Origin of the sequence: Sulfitobacter sp. HI0129, assembly GCF_001635395.1 — a bacterium.
In the GTDB taxonomy this organism is placed as follows: domain Bacteria; phylum Pseudomonadota; class Alphaproteobacteria; order Rhodobacterales; family Rhodobacteraceae; genus Sulfitobacter.
Map to the genome: position 1 here is coordinate 1 of NZ_LWGH01000278.1, position 14,124 is coordinate 14,124.

At 61.2% G+C, this 14,124-nt stretch carries 13 protein-coding genes and 1 tRNA gene; 4 read left to right on the top strand and 10 right to left on the bottom strand.

Annotated elements, in window-relative coordinates; all coding sequences use genetic code 11:
* The 5 genes from A3764_RS05900 to A3764_RS05920 all read right to left on the bottom strand — a co-directional run.
* A partial coding sequence (locus A3764_RS05900; protein WP_150122086.1) for an AMP-binding protein occupies positions 1 to 865 on the bottom strand: 865 nt, incomplete at its 3' end.
* Positions 866 to 997: 132 nt separating this feature from the next.
* Positions 998 to 2,317: a TRAP transporter large permease gene (locus tag A3764_RS05905; protein ID WP_067922938.1), complete on the bottom strand. Its 1,320-nt coding sequence runs from the start codon at positions 2,315 to 2,317 to the stop codon at positions 998 to 1,000.
* A 1-nt stretch (position 2,318) separates the two neighbouring features.
* Positions 2,319 to 2,900: a TRAP transporter small permease gene (locus A3764_RS05910; protein ID WP_067922932.1), complete on the bottom strand. Its 582-nt coding sequence runs from the start codon at positions 2,898 to 2,900 to the stop codon at positions 2,319 to 2,321.
* 82 nt (positions 2,901 to 2,982) lie between these two features.
* Positions 2,983 to 4,023 (bottom strand): TRAP transporter substrate-binding protein, encoded by a 1,041-nt coding sequence (locus A3764_RS05915; protein WP_067922929.1) that lies wholly within the window; start codon positions 4,021 to 4,023, stop codon positions 2,983 to 2,985.
* Between the two features lie 290 nt (positions 4,024 to 4,313).
* Positions 4,314 to 4,390: transfer RNA gene (locus A3764_RS05920), tRNA-Met, on the bottom strand.
* A gap of 289 nt (positions 4,391 to 4,679) precedes the next feature.
* Between A3764_RS05920 and A3764_RS05925 the strand changes: the two genes are divergently transcribed.
* Together A3764_RS05925 and A3764_RS05930 are read left to right on the top strand one after the other, a co-directional pair.
* Entirely contained in the window at positions 4,680 to 5,243 is a 564-nt protein-coding gene (locus tag A3764_RS05925; RefSeq protein WP_067922926.1) for a fasciclin domain-containing protein, read from the top strand.
* 133 nt (positions 5,244 to 5,376) lie between these two features.
* On the top strand, positions 5,377 to 6,312 hold the full coding sequence (locus A3764_RS05930; RefSeq protein ID WP_067922923.1) for a fatty acid desaturase family protein: 936 nt from the start codon (positions 5,377 to 5,379) through the stop codon (positions 6,310 to 6,312).
* A gap of 16 nt (positions 6,313 to 6,328) precedes the next feature.
* Here the strand turns inward: A3764_RS05930 and A3764_RS05935 are convergent, their stop codons facing one another.
* From A3764_RS05935 to clpS, 3 genes are read right to left on the bottom strand one after another with little or no spacing between them, the layout of a single operon-like run.
* Entirely contained in the window at positions 6,329 to 7,129 is an 801-nt protein-coding gene (locus A3764_RS05935; protein WP_067923121.1) for an SDR family NAD(P)-dependent oxidoreductase, read from the bottom strand.
* Positions 7,130 to 7,153: 24 nt separating this feature from the next.
* Complete coding sequence (locus A3764_RS05940; RefSeq protein ID WP_067927024.1) at positions 7,154 to 8,146, bottom strand: class I SAM-dependent methyltransferase; 993 nt, start codon at positions 8,144 to 8,146, stop codon at positions 7,154 to 7,156.
* 3 nt (positions 8,147 to 8,149) lie between these two features.
* Complete coding sequence (clpS, locus tag A3764_RS05945; protein ID WP_067927032.1) at positions 8,150 to 8,491, bottom strand: ATP-dependent Clp protease adapter ClpS; 342 nt, start codon at positions 8,489 to 8,491, stop codon at positions 8,150 to 8,152.
* Between the two features lie 85 nt (positions 8,492 to 8,576).
* Between clpS and A3764_RS05950 the strand changes: the two genes are divergently transcribed.
* Both A3764_RS05950 and A3764_RS05955 read left to right on the top strand, forming a co-directional pair.
* Entirely contained in the window at positions 8,577 to 9,287 is a 711-nt protein-coding gene (locus tag A3764_RS05950; protein ID WP_067927038.1) for an HAD family hydrolase, read from the top strand.
* 238 nt (positions 9,288 to 9,525) lie between these two features.
* A complete protein-coding gene (locus A3764_RS05955; protein ID WP_067927041.1) occupies positions 9,526 to 11,037 on the top strand; it encodes a D-alanyl-D-alanine carboxypeptidase family protein in 1,512 nt (503 codons plus the stop codon).
* A 91-nt stretch (positions 11,038 to 11,128) separates the two neighbouring features.
* On the opposite strand, the gene A3764_RS05960 is transcribed toward A3764_RS05955, so the two are convergent.
* Together A3764_RS05960 and A3764_RS05965 are read right to left on the bottom strand one after the other, a co-directional pair.
* The gene (locus A3764_RS05960) at positions 11,129 to 12,709 is read right to left on the bottom strand and encodes an ABC transporter ATP-binding protein (RefSeq protein WP_067927045.1); all 1,581 of its coding nucleotides are present in this window, start codon (positions 12,707 to 12,709) and stop codon (positions 11,129 to 11,131) included.
* A 124-nt stretch (positions 12,710 to 12,833) separates the two neighbouring features.
* Positions 12,834 to 13,934: an ABC transporter permease gene (locus tag A3764_RS05965; protein ID WP_067927118.1), complete on the bottom strand. Its 1,101-nt coding sequence runs from the start codon at positions 13,932 to 13,934 to the stop codon at positions 12,834 to 12,836.
* Positions 13,935 to 14,124: the final 190 nt, after the last annotated feature.

Consider the following 14,124-nt stretch of genomic DNA (forward strand, 5'->3'; position numbering starts at 1 on the left):
AGATACAGATGCGCAAAGGCGCATCGGGCGCGCCTTCGCGTCCCATCTGGGCCACCATGGCCGCAAAGAGGGTGGGCACGCCGCAGAAGACCGTCGGCTGATGGTCGCGGATCGTCTCGATCATGCCCTGCGGCGTCGGTCGCCCCCCGAACAGCAGCGTGGTCGCGCCCACGGAAAGCGGAAACGTCATGGCGTTCCCCAACCCGTAGGCAAAAAAGAACTTCGCCGCCGAAAGCACGACGTCATCCTCGGCAATCTGCAGAACCTCTGCCCCATAGGTATCCGCGGTGGCCCTGAGGGCGCTGTGCACATGTGCGACGCCCTTGGGCTGGCCGGTGGAGCCGGAAGAATAAAGCCAGAAGGCGACCTCATCGCTGCTGACGGCACAGGTTTCCTGCGGTTCGGCACCCTCTATGAATGCGTCGTAGGATTTTGTGCCCTCGGGCGCATCCCCGATCACCACGACATGGCGCAGGTAGGGATTATCCCCAACGACCGGCCCCACAGCATCCCACAGGGGGGCCGAAACGAAGAGCACCGAGGCGCGGGAATCCTGCAGGATGGCGTCATAGACCTGCGGTGCGAGCAATGTGTTCAGCGGGACAGGTATGACACCGCATTTCAACGCGCCCCAGAAGATTTGCGGAAACTCGACCTGATCGAGCACCAGCATCGCGACCCGCTCTTCGGGCCGCACCCCTGCCCGTTTGAGCGCGCCGGCAAGTGTTTCGGCACCCCGGGTGAGGTCTTCATAGGTGATGGACCTGCCGGATTCGACTTCGCGGTAAGCGGTTTTGGCCCCCCGCCCCTCCTCCCGGTGGCGATCCACGAAATAGCTCGCGGCATTCGCGGTCTTGCTCAACATGACAATACTCCCTCTCCCGATGCGAAATATTGCGACAATTTGTCCAACCCTCAACCGTCAGGCTAAGGTTGTGCAATTTTGTGCAACAATTCCCCGGGCGTTGAACCGTGCGCGAAGCGCAGCGGCGAAAGGTCAGGCAGGCAGCAAGAACAGGGTAATCGCTGGAAAGAGAACGAGAATGACGACCCTGATGATGTCGGAGCCCACGAAATACATGACCGCCCGGTAAGTTTCCGTCATCGGAGTGTCCCGGTCCATAGAATTGATGATGAAAAGGTTCATGCCCACAGGCGGCGTGATCAATCCGACCTCAACCACGATGAGGACGAGGATACCGAACCAGATCGCCACATGCTCCGGCGTCATCCCGAAATCCATGACGGAGATTACCGGAAAGAAGATCGGGACGGTCAGCAGGATCATCGACAGGCTATCCATCAGGCACCCGAAGATCAGGTAGAACACAAGGATGATGGACAGCACCAGCCAGGGGGAGAACCCCTGCGTCGTCACCCATTCGGCCATGAACTGGGGCACGCCCGAAAGCGCGAGGAAGCCGTTGTAGAAAGCGGCGCCAAGGACGATGAAAAAGATCATCGCGGTTGTTTTGGCCGTCCCCAGCAGGCTGTCGCGCAGCATGGCCCAGTTGAGGTTCCCCGACAGCAGCGCCGCCAGCCCGGTGCCCGCGGCACCGATCGCAGAACCTTCGGTCGGGGTGAACCAGCCAAGGTAAATGCCGCCAACCACCACGAAGAAGATCACCAGTACCGGCCAAGTCTCCGCCAACGCGCGGAACCTTTCCGACATCGGTTGCGCAGGGCGTGTTCCGGCGCTTCCCGGGTTGAGCCGCACGTAGATCGAAATGGTGATGATATAGCCGATGGCCGCCAACACACCGGGCAGAAAGGCGGCAAGGAACAGTTTGGCGATGTTCTGCTCGGTCAGGATCGCATAGATAACGAGGATGACGGAGGGCGGGATGAGGATCCCCAGCGTTCCCCCGGCGGCAAGCGTGGCGGTCGAGAACCCGCCTGAATATCCGTAGCGCCGCAACTCCGGCAAGGCGACCTTGGACATCGTTGCCGCAGTCGCCAGTGACGAACCGCAGATCGCGCCGAAGCCTGCGCAGGCACCCACCGCCGCCATGGCGACGCCCCCGCGCCTGTGCCCCAGAAAACTTTCCGCCGCCTTGAACAGCGATGACGACATGCCCGAAAGCGTCGCGAACTGCCCCATCAGCAGGAACATCGGAATGATGGAAAGGGAATAGCTGGAAAACGTCGTGTAGGTCTCGGATTTCAGTTTTGCGAGCAGCGGTGTCGGGTTGCCCCCCATCGCAAGGTACCAGCCCCCGAACCCGCAGAGCAACATGGCCAACCCGATCGGCGCGCGCAGAAAAATCATCAGCAACAGGACGGGGAAGGACCAGAAGCCCAGTTCCAGATTGGTCACTTCAATGCGCTCCGAATTCGTGGGGCAGAAGATCGCGGTCGATCAGGGCTTCGCCGGTCCGCATGATGGCGCAATATATCGCCACGATACTGGCCACGACACCGGCGGCGAAACTACAGGCATAGGCCCACCAGACCGGAAACTGCAAAAACAGCGTCGTCTCGCCATTGCGGATATATCGCTCCATCCCACCGTAGAGCCGCCATACGATCAACAGGATGACCGCCGTCAGGATCACCTCCCAGAAGGCGGCGATCCAGCGCGTCGTGCGCCGCCCGAGGAACGAGGTGAACACATCCACCGTCGCATGCACGCCGTAGTACTGGCAGATCGGCAGGAAACTGAAAATCGCAAAGGCCACCCCGGCTTCGAGCAGTTCGTAGTTGCCGTTGATCTCGCCGATACCGAGGTCGAGCATCCACTGTGCAAAACCCTGCATCTTCTCTTGGAAGAATGGCCCGTGCAGCGTCTTGTTGAGGGTTCGCCCAATGATGGACGCCGTGGTCAGCAATATGATCGCCACGAGAACGAGCCCCCCGACGAGGGCCGTGAAACGAGCAAGAAATCCGATGGTACGATGCACCTGACGATCCGCTTCTACGCGTGGCGAAAGAAATATCCGCGGCGCTCTGCAGCGCCGCGGAGCGGTTCAATCGCGGTTATGCCTATTCCTGATAGGCGTCCATGAGCGCGCGCGCTTCGTCGATCAGCGCCTGACCGTCGATACCCTTGGATTCCATGTCGGCGATCCAGTCGTCATAGACGGGCTGCGCGGCCTCGCGCCAGACTTGGGTCTCTTCTTCGTTGAGGGTCACGATGTTGTTGCCGGCAGCGACGGCTGCCTCACGCGCGGGGCCATCCGCATCAGCCTGCGTACCGCCCGCAAAGATCGAGAATTCGAGGCCCGAGTTGTCATCGATAACTTTTTTCAGGTCATCGGGCAGCGACTCGTACTTGTCCTTGTTCATGGCCAGTACGAACGTCAGCACGTAAAGCGCATTGCCGGTGAACTCTGTATGGTTGTTGACCAGTTCCGGCACTTTGAGCGCGGCGGTCACTTCCCATGGGATGGTGGCCCCGTCGATCACCCCTTTGGAGAGACCTTCCGGAATGGCCGGAACCGGCATGCCCACAGGCGTGGCGCCGGTTTTTTCCAGCAGCGCGTTCGCCAGCCGCGACCCGCCGCGAATCTTCAGCCCCTGCATGTCGGAGGGCGTGCGGACTTCCTTGTTGGCGTGGATCAGGCCGGGGCCGTGCACCCAAGTCGCGAGGATATGCACATCCTTGAACTCGGTATCTTTCATGTGCTTTTCGAACATCTGCCAATAGGCCGAACTCGCGGCGCGGGCGTTCGTCATCATGAAGGGCAGTTCGAACACCTCGGTGCTGGGATAGCGACCGGGCGTATAGCCCACCACTGTCCAGACGATGTCGGCCACGCCGTCAATCGCCTGATCCATCAGTTCGGGTGGCGTACCGCCAAGCTGCATGGAGGGATAGCGCTCCACCTTGATGCGACCGTCGCTGTCCGCTTCGACCTTGTCGGCCCAGACATCCAGTACAAGTTTCGGCACATTGGCCTGCGGCGGCAGGAACTGGTGAAGGCGCAGTGTCACTTCCTGCGCGAGCGCGGGCACGGCACCAAGGCCCAGCGCAAGGGTCGCGGCCCCCGCCAGACGAAGGAATCCGGTTCTTGTGATAGTCATTCGGTCTCTCTCCCTGTTCGGCGCTGCGGTTGATCCCGCATGCGCAAATTCAGTCGTATTCATTCATCAGCCGGCGCTTCGCGTCAATCAGCGCTGGTTTTTTGTTTTCCCCGGTTTGTCGTTTTCGCGCCCCCCGCCCACATCGCGACCGAGGGCATGCCCCCGCTTCTACTTCTTTTCCGAAGAAGCAGCATGGCGTGATATGACGCTAAGGCAGGTTGCGCAAAATGTCACCAGATCCGCGCGCGGAGGGGGAGGACTCTGCACTTAAATGCACATGAGAGGGAGGATGGTGGCGTGAGGTGGACTTGAACCACCGACCTAACGATTATGAGTCGTTCGCTCTAACCGACTGAGCTACCACGCCATGGGCGTGTCCACTATGACAGGGCCGCAGGGTCGTCAAGGCAGAAAACCCCTTTGCGGCCCTATAAGCTGGCCATTTTCGGGCGGAGCCTTTCGTTAGTCAGTTTGCAAGACAGCGAAGCGATAGCGCCTGCCAATCAAGGATTTATGCCAGCGGACGACGCCCCATCGGATCGGCCAGTTTCCGCCAAGACCCGCCTTCGCTCTACCTCTGCATGAAACTTTTTTCGCCGGCTCATCGTTGCTTCGTCAGGATCGACACAACGTCGAGTACCAGAGGAGTAAAAGTTATGACTATTGCAAAATCAATGATGACTGCAGCCGCAATCGCACTGACCGCAGGTGTTGCACATGCCGAGAACCCGATGGTTGGCGGCGCCGAAATGTTCGCGAACATGAACATTGTTGAAAACGCCGTGAACTCTGCAGACCACACCACGCTGGTTGCCGCTGTTCAGGCAGCAGGTCTTGCCGAAACACTGTCCGGCCCCGGCCCCTTCACCGTGTTCGCCCCGACCAACGCCGCCTTTGACCGCCTGACACCCGAAGGCACGGTCGAAGAGCTGCTGAAGCCCGAAAACAAGGCTCAGCTGACTGAACTGCTGACCTGTCACGTCGTTGACGGTGCCGTGATGTCCGACGCCATCAAATCCATGATCGCCGATCACGATGGTATCCACCCGATCGAAACTCTGGGTGGCTGCACGCTGAACGCCTCCATGGCTGACGATGGCCGCATCCTGCTGGGTGACGAGAACCAGAACGGCGCCTTCGTTGAGATTGCCGACGTTGTTCAGTCGAACGGTGTTATCCACGTCATCGACGGTGTGATCGTTCCCGAAAATCAGGACTGATCGCGCCTGTCAGACAACGCACATAGCGTTTCCAATGCCCCCCGGACCCGTCCGGGGGGCATTTTCGTGCCCAGGCCCCTTCCCGCAGCGACTCGCGCTTGACCAAGACCCGGGGGAGGAACAGAATAGGACCATGACACCCGGAAAATCATATCTTGCGCCCGAAGCTATCCGGGCATTGGCGCGGCGATCCAACACGATGGGGGCGCTGCTCGTCCTCCATTGCTGGGGTTTGATCGCCGCGGTGGTGGCTATTTTCCATGTCTGGCCCAACCTGCTGACCTTCGTGTTGGCAGTCATCGTCATCGGGTCCCGGCAACTGGGGCTTGCGATCCTGATGCATGAGGCGGCGCATAATGCATTGTTCAAGACGCGGGCGGTCAATGAATTCGTGGGGGAATGGCTCTGCGGGCGACCGATCCTCGCTGAACTGGGCAGCTACAGGCACTATCACCTGACGCATCACCGCCATACCCAGACCGAAAAGGACCCGGACCTCGTTTTGTCGGCGAAATTCCCCACATCTCACGCCAGTTTACGCCGCAAATTCATCCGGGATCTCACAGGGCAGACCGGGTTCCGCCAGCTTGCCGCGCAGGTGCTGATGTCATTCCGGCTGGCGGGCGACGATGAAGCACGGGATGCGGCCACGCAGGATGCGGCGCAGGCCTTCAAGGCCCGGGATCTCTGGAAATCCTTCCCGGTTTTCATCGGTGTTGCACTGCTGATGAGCCTGTTGGGAGAGTGGTGGTACGGGCTGGCCTTCTGGCTGCTGCCCTATCTGACCTGGTTCCAGCTTGTCCTGCGCATTCGCAATATCGCGGAGCATGGGGCGACCGAACAGTCAGAAGACCCGCTGCAGAACGTGCGCACCACCCGCGCGGGGCCCATCGAACGGCTGTTGGTGGCGCCCTATTGGGTCAACTACCATCTGGAGCATCACATGGTCATGCATGTGCCCTGCTGGCGCCTGCCCGCCCTGCACCGCGCGCTCTGCGATGCCGGTCTGCGCGATCGGATGCGCATATCCCCCAACTACCGGCACGCGCTGGCCGAAGCCGGCTGGTAACGGGACCGGAACGCTGTCAGTGCGCCGGCGCTTCCACGGCGTCCAACAATGTACGCCCGCCATCGATCGTCATCACTTCGCCGGTCATGAAACCGGCGCTTTCCGCCGCGAGAAACTGCACCGCTTCGCATAATTCGTTGGGCGCGGCGATCCGCCCCAAGGGTGTATGGGAACGGATATCGTTCCGCCATTCACGATTATCGGCCACGAAAGCGCGCAAAGAGGCGCTCATGACCGAGCCGAAAGCGATGGCGTTCACCCGGATGCGATGCGGCGCCAATACCAGCGCGAAGGACCGCGTCATCTGCTGTACCGCCGCTGACGACATCGAATATCCCATCAGTTCCGCCCGGGTCCGCGATGCAGCCGTGGAACTGAGGTTGATGATCGACCCCACCTGCCCCTCGGACTGCGACTCCGCCTGTTTGATCATGCGTCGCGCCACCTGCTGCGAAAGCTGCATGGCCGTCATGACGTTCTGCTCCCACAGCGATTCCACCGAAGTGTCATCCGCATCGAGCGGGTCGGTAGGAAGAAACTGGCGCGCGGCGTTCACCAGAATATCCACCTGATCAAACGCATCGATCGTGGCCGAAACGAGGTTCGCGATGGTGAGCCGCTGGCGCAGGTCACCGGCAAAGACCTGCACCTCCCCTTCATCGGGGCTTTCGCCCAGCTCGTCCATCAGCTTCGCTTCGTCGGAATCGGCGCACATGACGTTGGCGCCCTGATCGGCCAGATGCCGGGCGATGGACAGGCCGATGCCGCTGGCGGCCCCGGTCACGATGGCGGTTTTGCCTGAGATGGAAAATGACATGAAGGTCCCTTCAGTCTGCCGGGTTCAGCGGCGGCCCCGTAGCGGGCGCGCGGCGTGAAAAAGCTTAAAACGGGCGTCGCCGCCGATTTCCTCCACATGGGCAAAGCGCTTTTTCAGCTCCCCCTCATATGGAAGATGCCGGTTGGCAACCAACCAGAGATTACCCTGCAACGACAGGATGCGGGCCGCGGCGGCGACGAAGGCCTGCCCGATCTGCGGTTCGGCGGCGCGCCCGGTATGAAAGGGAGGGTTCATCAACACGGTATCCATGCGATGCGGAGGTTCCCAGCGCGTCGCATCTTCCCAGTAAAAACGCGCACGCGGGTCCGTCACGTTATGGCGCGCACATTCCAGCGCCATGTGACCGGCTTCGACCAGATGCAGCGTCTCCACATCCTTGCGGGTCAGCGCATGGGCCGCGATATACCCCCAGCCCGCACCCAGATCGCAGACCTCCCGGCCCAGCGTTTCGGGCAGCGCCTCCACCAGCAGCGCCGAGGCCAGATCGACCCCGTCGGCGGAAAAGACACCGGGCGCGGTCCAGAACCCGCCTTCGGTGAGCGACGGCCCTTCGAGCCAGTCCTCGAAAAAATCGGTGGCGGTTTCGTCGATCCAGAAAAGCTTTCCATGGGCTTTCGAGATGGGTCCATGCACCGTAACCCTGCTGCGCATTTCACGCAGGATGCTATCGGCGCCGTCCGTCTTCTGCCCGTCTATGACCACGATGCCGTCGCTGACCGCGCAGGCCTCTGCCACGAGCGACCGCGCCTCGACCTTGGCGCGAGGCAGGCTGACGATTGCGGCGGCATAGCGATCCTTGGTGACGCGCATCACCTCGTATCCGCGTTCTTCCCATGCATCGTAGTTGGGCTTGAAATCATTGATGATGCGCAGGCGCTCGGCTGGCAGCCCTGCCAGATCGGCATCCATCGGGGGGCGAAACGCTGCAATCAGCCCTTCTTCGGGCAGCTCGAGCCCGCCGCCATCCATCGCGACCTGCAAGCGCGTATCGATCACGCGCTACTCTTCCTTTTCCATGGTGCACTGCAGCGGATGCTGGTGACGCCGGGCAAAATCCATGACCTGCGCAACCTTCGTCTCCGCGATCTCGTGACTGAAGACGCCGACCACGGCCAGCCCCTTCTTGTGCACTGTCAGCATGATCTCGAACGCCTGGGCGTGGTTCAGGCCGAAGAACCGTTCCAGCACATGAACGACGAATTCCATGGGTGTGAAATCGTCGTTCAACAGCATCACCTTGTAGAGAGGCGGACGCTTTGTCTTGGGCTTCGTCTTGGTCAGAAGCTCGGTCTCGTCTTCGTCCCCGGGACGCCCGGCCATGGATAGATCGTCAAGGCGCATTGCTGCTCCTGAGCTTGCGTGAAGTTTACGAGTCGCGTGGGAGGTATATAACCTTCGGACGCCATTGGAAAAGGGGGAGTATAACGTGCACCCGAGGGTCACAACCATAGGTTTCGATGCAGACGACACGCTCTGGCACAATGAACGCTACTTTACGCTGACCCAGGACCGCTTCGCGGCCCTCTTGGCCGATCATGCGGCGCCCGAAGGTCTGATGGACAGGTTGTTGGAGGCAGAACGACGGAATCTTCCCCACTATGGCTTCGGGATCAAGGGGTTCACACTATCGATGATCGAAACCGCGATCGAGGTGACCGACGGTGCGGTTACTGCAGATGTCATCGCCGAAATCCTGCAGGCGGGGCGGCAGATGCTGTCGCATGATGTCGAACTGCTGCCCCATGTCACCCGCACGCTCGAACAACTGGGGGAACGCCATCGCCTGATCCTCATAACCAAGGGGGACCTGCTGGACCAGCAGCGCAAGCTGGCCGAGTCGGAGCTGCGCGGCTATTTCGACGCGGTTGAAATCGTCTCGGACAAGAACAGCGGCATCTATTCGGAGATCTTCGCCCGGTGCGGGGACGGTCCGGAAAGGGGTCTGATGGTGGGGGATTCCATGCGGTCGGACGTGCTCCCGATGATCGCGGCGGGCGGCCATGGTGTTCACGTGCCCCATGGCACCCCTTGGGCGATTGAGCGGGCAGAGCCGCCGCACGGCGAAGCGCGCTATCACGAAATCGCGGACTTGGCCGCGCTGCCGGCGCTGGTTCACCGCTTATGTGCAGAATCATGAAACGTAAGGTTCACCGGCAAACTACCGCCGTATTACCGCCTTATTCCGGCCACATTACCCCCTATGGTATGAATAAATCGTAGTCTCGCTACATCTGGAAAAACAATAATCCTTAATTCGATGAAACCTTTCTTCGGAATGGGTTTATCGGGCACCGAACCTGTGGTAGTGTAGTCTCAATAAAATTGGCCAGTCGAAAAAAATCGGCGGTCAGAGGCAGAGTAAAGGCAGGTTAACTATGAAGGCGCGCCGCGTGCAGCCAGCCCGTTTGGGGTTGTTCCTTTCAGCAATCGTCTGGTTACTGATTATCGTCCCCCTGGGCGCCCGTGCGGCCCCCTACGCAGCCCATGTGATTGATGCCCGCAGCGGGGAGGTGCTCCATTCGGAGAACGCAGATACCCGGCTGCACCCCGCGTCGCTCACAAAGATGATGACGCTTTACATCGCTTTCGAAGCCATCCAGCACGGTGAAATCTCGCTCGACACGCAGGTCGAGATCACCCGGAACGCTGCCTCCGAACCGCCCAGCAAGCTCGGGCTGCGCCCGGGCCAGAAGATCGCGCTGCGCTACCTGATCCGTGCTGCCGCGGTGAAGTCCGCCAACGATGCCGCCACGGCAATCGGAGAGGCCATCGGAGGGTCCGAAGCGTCCTTTGCCCGCCGCATGAACCGCACCGCCAAAGCCATGGGGATGACGCGGACGACCTTCAAGAACATGCACGGGCTGACGGAAAACGGCCATCTTTCCACCGCCCATGACATGACGATCATGGGTCGGCATCTGCTTTATGACTATCCGCAGTATTACAATCTCTTTTCCCGCATCACGGCGGACGCGGGGGTGCGCAAGGTATCCCATACGAACCGCCGTTTCCTCAGCGCCTACAAGGGCGCCGACGGCATCAAGACGGGCTACACACGCGCTGCAGGGTTCAACCTGACCGCCTCTGCCGAGCGGGGCAATGAACGGATCATCGTCACGGTCTTTGGCGGCAAATCCACCGCCTCGCGCAATGCCAAGGTCGCCGAACTGATGGACCTGGGCTTCCGCCGGGCGCCTTCGGGGGCGCCGGTGCGCAAACCCGGCGCGCCGCTTTACGCCGGCGCCGGGGACACGGGCGATGCGGCGGGTCCTGCCGGAAAGATCATCCGCCTTGCGGGCGCGGTCAAGGAATCCAAGCGACCGGAGCTTCGGCCCGGCACCGCGCAGACAGTCCTCGTTGCTTCGCTCGAACCGCTGGCGCCGCTCGATCCGGTCGTAACCCAGGACGATATCAGCAAGGCGTTGCTTGAGGCCGTAGAAAGCCCGGCTGAGCCAGCCGTCTCAGAAGCGGAGACCATTGCTCTGGCCTCGGCCACCGTGTCCATGCGCCCCACCCTGCGCCCGGCGGACACCGACGACAGCGCAACCGACACGGCGGTGCAAGCTGTCCTGACAGAAGCGGCCGTTGTCGCCGTAGCGAAGCCTGCGGCGCCTGAGGTCGTTACCCGCGTCTCCACATCCGGCGGGCGGCACTGGGGCGTCAACGTTGGCCGCTACCCCAGCCGCTATGCAGCGGAGACCATCCTGCTCAAGACCGCCCTGGCCGAAATGTCCACGCTCGACGGTACGCTGCGCAAGGTCGTCCAGCGCCCGCAGGGCTTCGATGCGAACTTTCTGGGCATGACCCGGGAAAGCGCTGACCTCGCCTGCCGTCGTCTGCAGGCTCGCAATATCCAGTGCTTCATGGTCGGCCCCCCGGCGAGCTGACTTATACCGCGCCGTTCTTCATGGAGAAGGCAGAGAGGCCCCCCGTCTGATAGCGGTGGGCCTTCTTCTTGGGGGTGCCTTTTCGGATCGCTCAGGTCGTCGCCTGAAGGAGTGTACGCGTATACTCGCTGCGCGGGTTGTCGTAGAGATCCTCGGCTGAGCCGTATTCCACGACATCGCCCCGCTTCATCACCATCACCTGATGGGACATGGCGCGAACTACCTTTAGATCGTGGCTAATGAAAAGGTAAGCCAGCCCGTATTTCACCTGCAACGCGCGAAGCAGTTCCACGATCTGTACCTGCACCGTCATGTCCAGCGCGCTGGTGGGTTCGTCCAGCACCAACAGGCGTGGCCGCAGGACCATCGCGCGGGCAATGGCGATACGCTGCCTCTGCCCGCCAGAGAATTCGTGCGGGTAGCGATCCATCGTCGCGGGGTCGAGGCCGACTTCCACCATCACTTCGGCCACCAGTTCGCGTTTGTCACGCGCGGCGTCCACTTTGTGAATTTCCAGCCCTTCGGCGATGATCTGGAAACAGGTCATCCGGGGCGAGAGCGAGCCAAACGGATCCTGAAAGACGATCTGCATCTCCGACCGCAGACGCCGCAGCTCCCGGGTGGACCACCGGCGCACATCTTCATCGCGAAAGCGGATGGCCCCTTCTGAAGAGATGAGACGCATGATCGCCAGCGCTAATGTCGTCTTGCCGGAACCGGATTCGCCGACGATCCCCAAAGTCTCCCCCGCCCGGACGGAAAGCGTCGCGTCGTTCACAGCCTTTACATGGCCCACGGTGCGTTTCAGCAGCCCTTTCTGGATCGGGAACCAGACCTTGAGGCTCTCTGTCTCCACAATGGTTTCGGCATCGGATGCCACCGGGGCGGGCGTACCGGTCGGCTCCGCGCTCAGCAGTTTGACGGTGTAGGGGTGCTGCGGATTCTCGAAAATCTCCCGCGTCGGGCCCTGTTCGACGATCTCCCCCTTCTGCATGACGCAGACCCTGTCCGCGATGCGGCGGACGATGCCGAGGTCATGGGTGATGAAAAGAAGGCCCATACCCTCGCTGTCCTTCAACTCCTTGAGAAGGTCGAGGATCTGGGCCTGGATCGTCACGTCGAGCGCGGTCGTCGGTTCATCCGCGATCAGCACGTCGGGCTTGTTGGCGAGCGCCATCGCGATCATGACGCGCTGGCGCTGACCACCGGAAAGCTGGTGCGGATAGGCGCCCAGACGGCTTTCGGCGTCCACGATGCCCACCTTGTCCAGCAGTTCCAGAATACGCGCCCGCGCGGCACCCCCCGTGAGGCCCTGATGAAGTGCGAGGGATTCCGACAGCTGCTTTTCGATCGTGTGCAGCGGGTTGAGCGAGGTCATCGGCTCCTGAAAGATGAAGCTGATATCGTTGCCTCGCACCTTGCGCAGCAACGCCTTGCTCGCCCCAATCATCTGCTGTCCGTCGTAGATGACGGAGCCCGAAACCTCAGCGCTGTCGCCCAGCAGGGAAACGGTGGAAAGCGCTGAGACAGACTTGCCGGAGCCGGACTCCCCCACAAGCGCTACCGTCTCGCCCTTGTTGACCTGAAAGGAGACGCCTTTCACGGCATGGCTGAGCTTGCCGTCCTGCCGGAAGGAAACAGACAGGTCCTGAACGTCGAGAAGAGCGGTCATGGGCGAGGCCTATGTATAGGGCTAAGGCTCGGCCCGTGGCCGAGCAGCCCCCGGCCGCCCCCACGGGCGGGGGCTTTGCCCCCACCATCGGCCGGGGACTGGATTTTGGGCAAATGGCACGTATTCACGAAAAGGTCTTCCTCGGATCGAAAGCGTCCCGGATGCCTTCGAAGATGAAGACGAGCAGCGACAGCATGATCGCAAATGTGAAAAAGGCGGTGAAGGCCAGCCACGGCGCCTGCAGGTTCTGCTTGGCCTGCAACGTAAGCTCCCCCAGCGATGGCGCAGAGGACGGCAAACCGAAGCCCAGGAAGTCGAGGATGGCGAGGGTAGAGATCGTTCCCGTGATGATGAAGGGCAGCATGGTCAGCATGGCGACCATGGCATTTGGCAGCATGTGCCGGAACATGATCGTCATGTTGCCCACACCCAACGCGCGCGCCGCGCGGACATATTCGAGGTTCCGCGCCCGCAAGAATTCCGCCCGCACCACACCCACCAGCGCGGTCCATGAAAACAACACCAGCAGAAAGACCAGCAGCCAGAAACTGCGGCCCAGGATCGCGAACATGATGATGATCACGTAAAGCGAAGGCGTCGAAGACCAGATTTCGATGATCCGCTGGAAGATCAGATCGATCCAGCCGCCGAAGAACCCCTGTACCGCCCCCGCGATGACCCCGATAAGGCTCGCCAGCCCGGTGACGATCAGCGTGAACAGGATCGACAGGCGGAAGCCGTGGACAACCCGGGCTACCACGTCGCGCTTCGTCCCGTCCGTCCCCAACCAGTTCTGACTGTTAGGCGGCAGCGGCGCCGCGCCCGGGCGATCAACAGCAGTGTCGAAAGAGTAGGGAATGATCGGCCAGATCGACCAGCCCTTCACAATCGGTTCGCCTTCGACGACACCGTCCTCCGCATCCTCGATATAGGCTTCAGGATCGTCGAAACATTGCTCCAGCCCGCCGGTCGCGATCAGGCATTTGACCTCAGGGTCGCGATAGACGGCTTCGGTCTGGAAATCCCCGCCAAAGGCCGTTTCGGGATAGAAGTTGAAAATCGGCATGAAGTATTCGCCGCGGTAGTTCACGAGGATCGGCTTGTCGTTGGCCACGAACTCCGCAAAGAGCGAAATCCCGAAGAGCACCGCAAAGATCCACAGCGACCAATAGGCGCGACCGTTCCGCCGGAAGTTGCGCCAGCGCCGCTGGTTCAACGGTGACATCAGCCTGCGCGGGGCCTTCGTGACGGGGGGCGGCGCATCCTGACCCGGGGATTTCTGGGCCAGCGGGTCGGTTTTCGAAAGATCGCTCACCTCAGCCCTCCCGCTTTTCGAAGTCGATGCGCGGATCGACGAAGACATACATAAGGTCCGACAGAATCCCTACGACGAGGCCGATCAACCCGAAGATGAA

What these genes read in the sequence shown, in the direction of transcription:
- A3764_RS05915 (WP_067922929.1), bottom strand. Translation starts at nt 4,023, where the DNA reads ATGACTATCACAAGAACCGGATTCCTTCGTCTGGCGGGGGCCGCGACC.
- A3764_RS05925 (WP_067922926.1), top strand. Translation starts at nt 4,680, where the DNA reads ATGACTATTGCAAAATCAATGATGACTGCAGCCGCAATCGCACTGACC.
- A3764_RS05930 (WP_067922923.1), top strand. Translation starts at nt 5,377, where the DNA reads ATGACACCCGGAAAATCATATCTTGCGCCCGAAGCTATCCGGGCATTG.
- A3764_RS05935 (WP_067923121.1), bottom strand. Translation starts at nt 7,129, where the DNA reads ATGTCATTTTCCATCTCAGGCAAAACCGCCATCGTGACCGGGGCCGCC.
- clpS (WP_067927032.1), bottom strand. Translation starts at nt 8,491, where the DNA reads ATGCGCCTTGACGATCTATCCATGGCCGGGCGTCCCGGGGACGAAGAC.
- A3764_RS05955 (WP_067927041.1), top strand. Translation starts at nt 9,526, where the DNA reads ATGAAGGCGCGCCGCGTGCAGCCAGCCCGTTTGGGGTTGTTCCTTTCA.
- A3764_RS05960 (WP_067927045.1), bottom strand. Translation starts at nt 12,709, where the DNA reads ATGACCGCTCTTCTCGACGTTCAGGACCTGTCTGTTTCCTTCCGGCAG.
- A3764_RS05965 (WP_067927118.1), bottom strand. Translation starts at nt 13,934, where the DNA reads ATGTCACCGTTGAACCAGCGGCGCTGGCGCAACTTCCGGCGGAACGGT.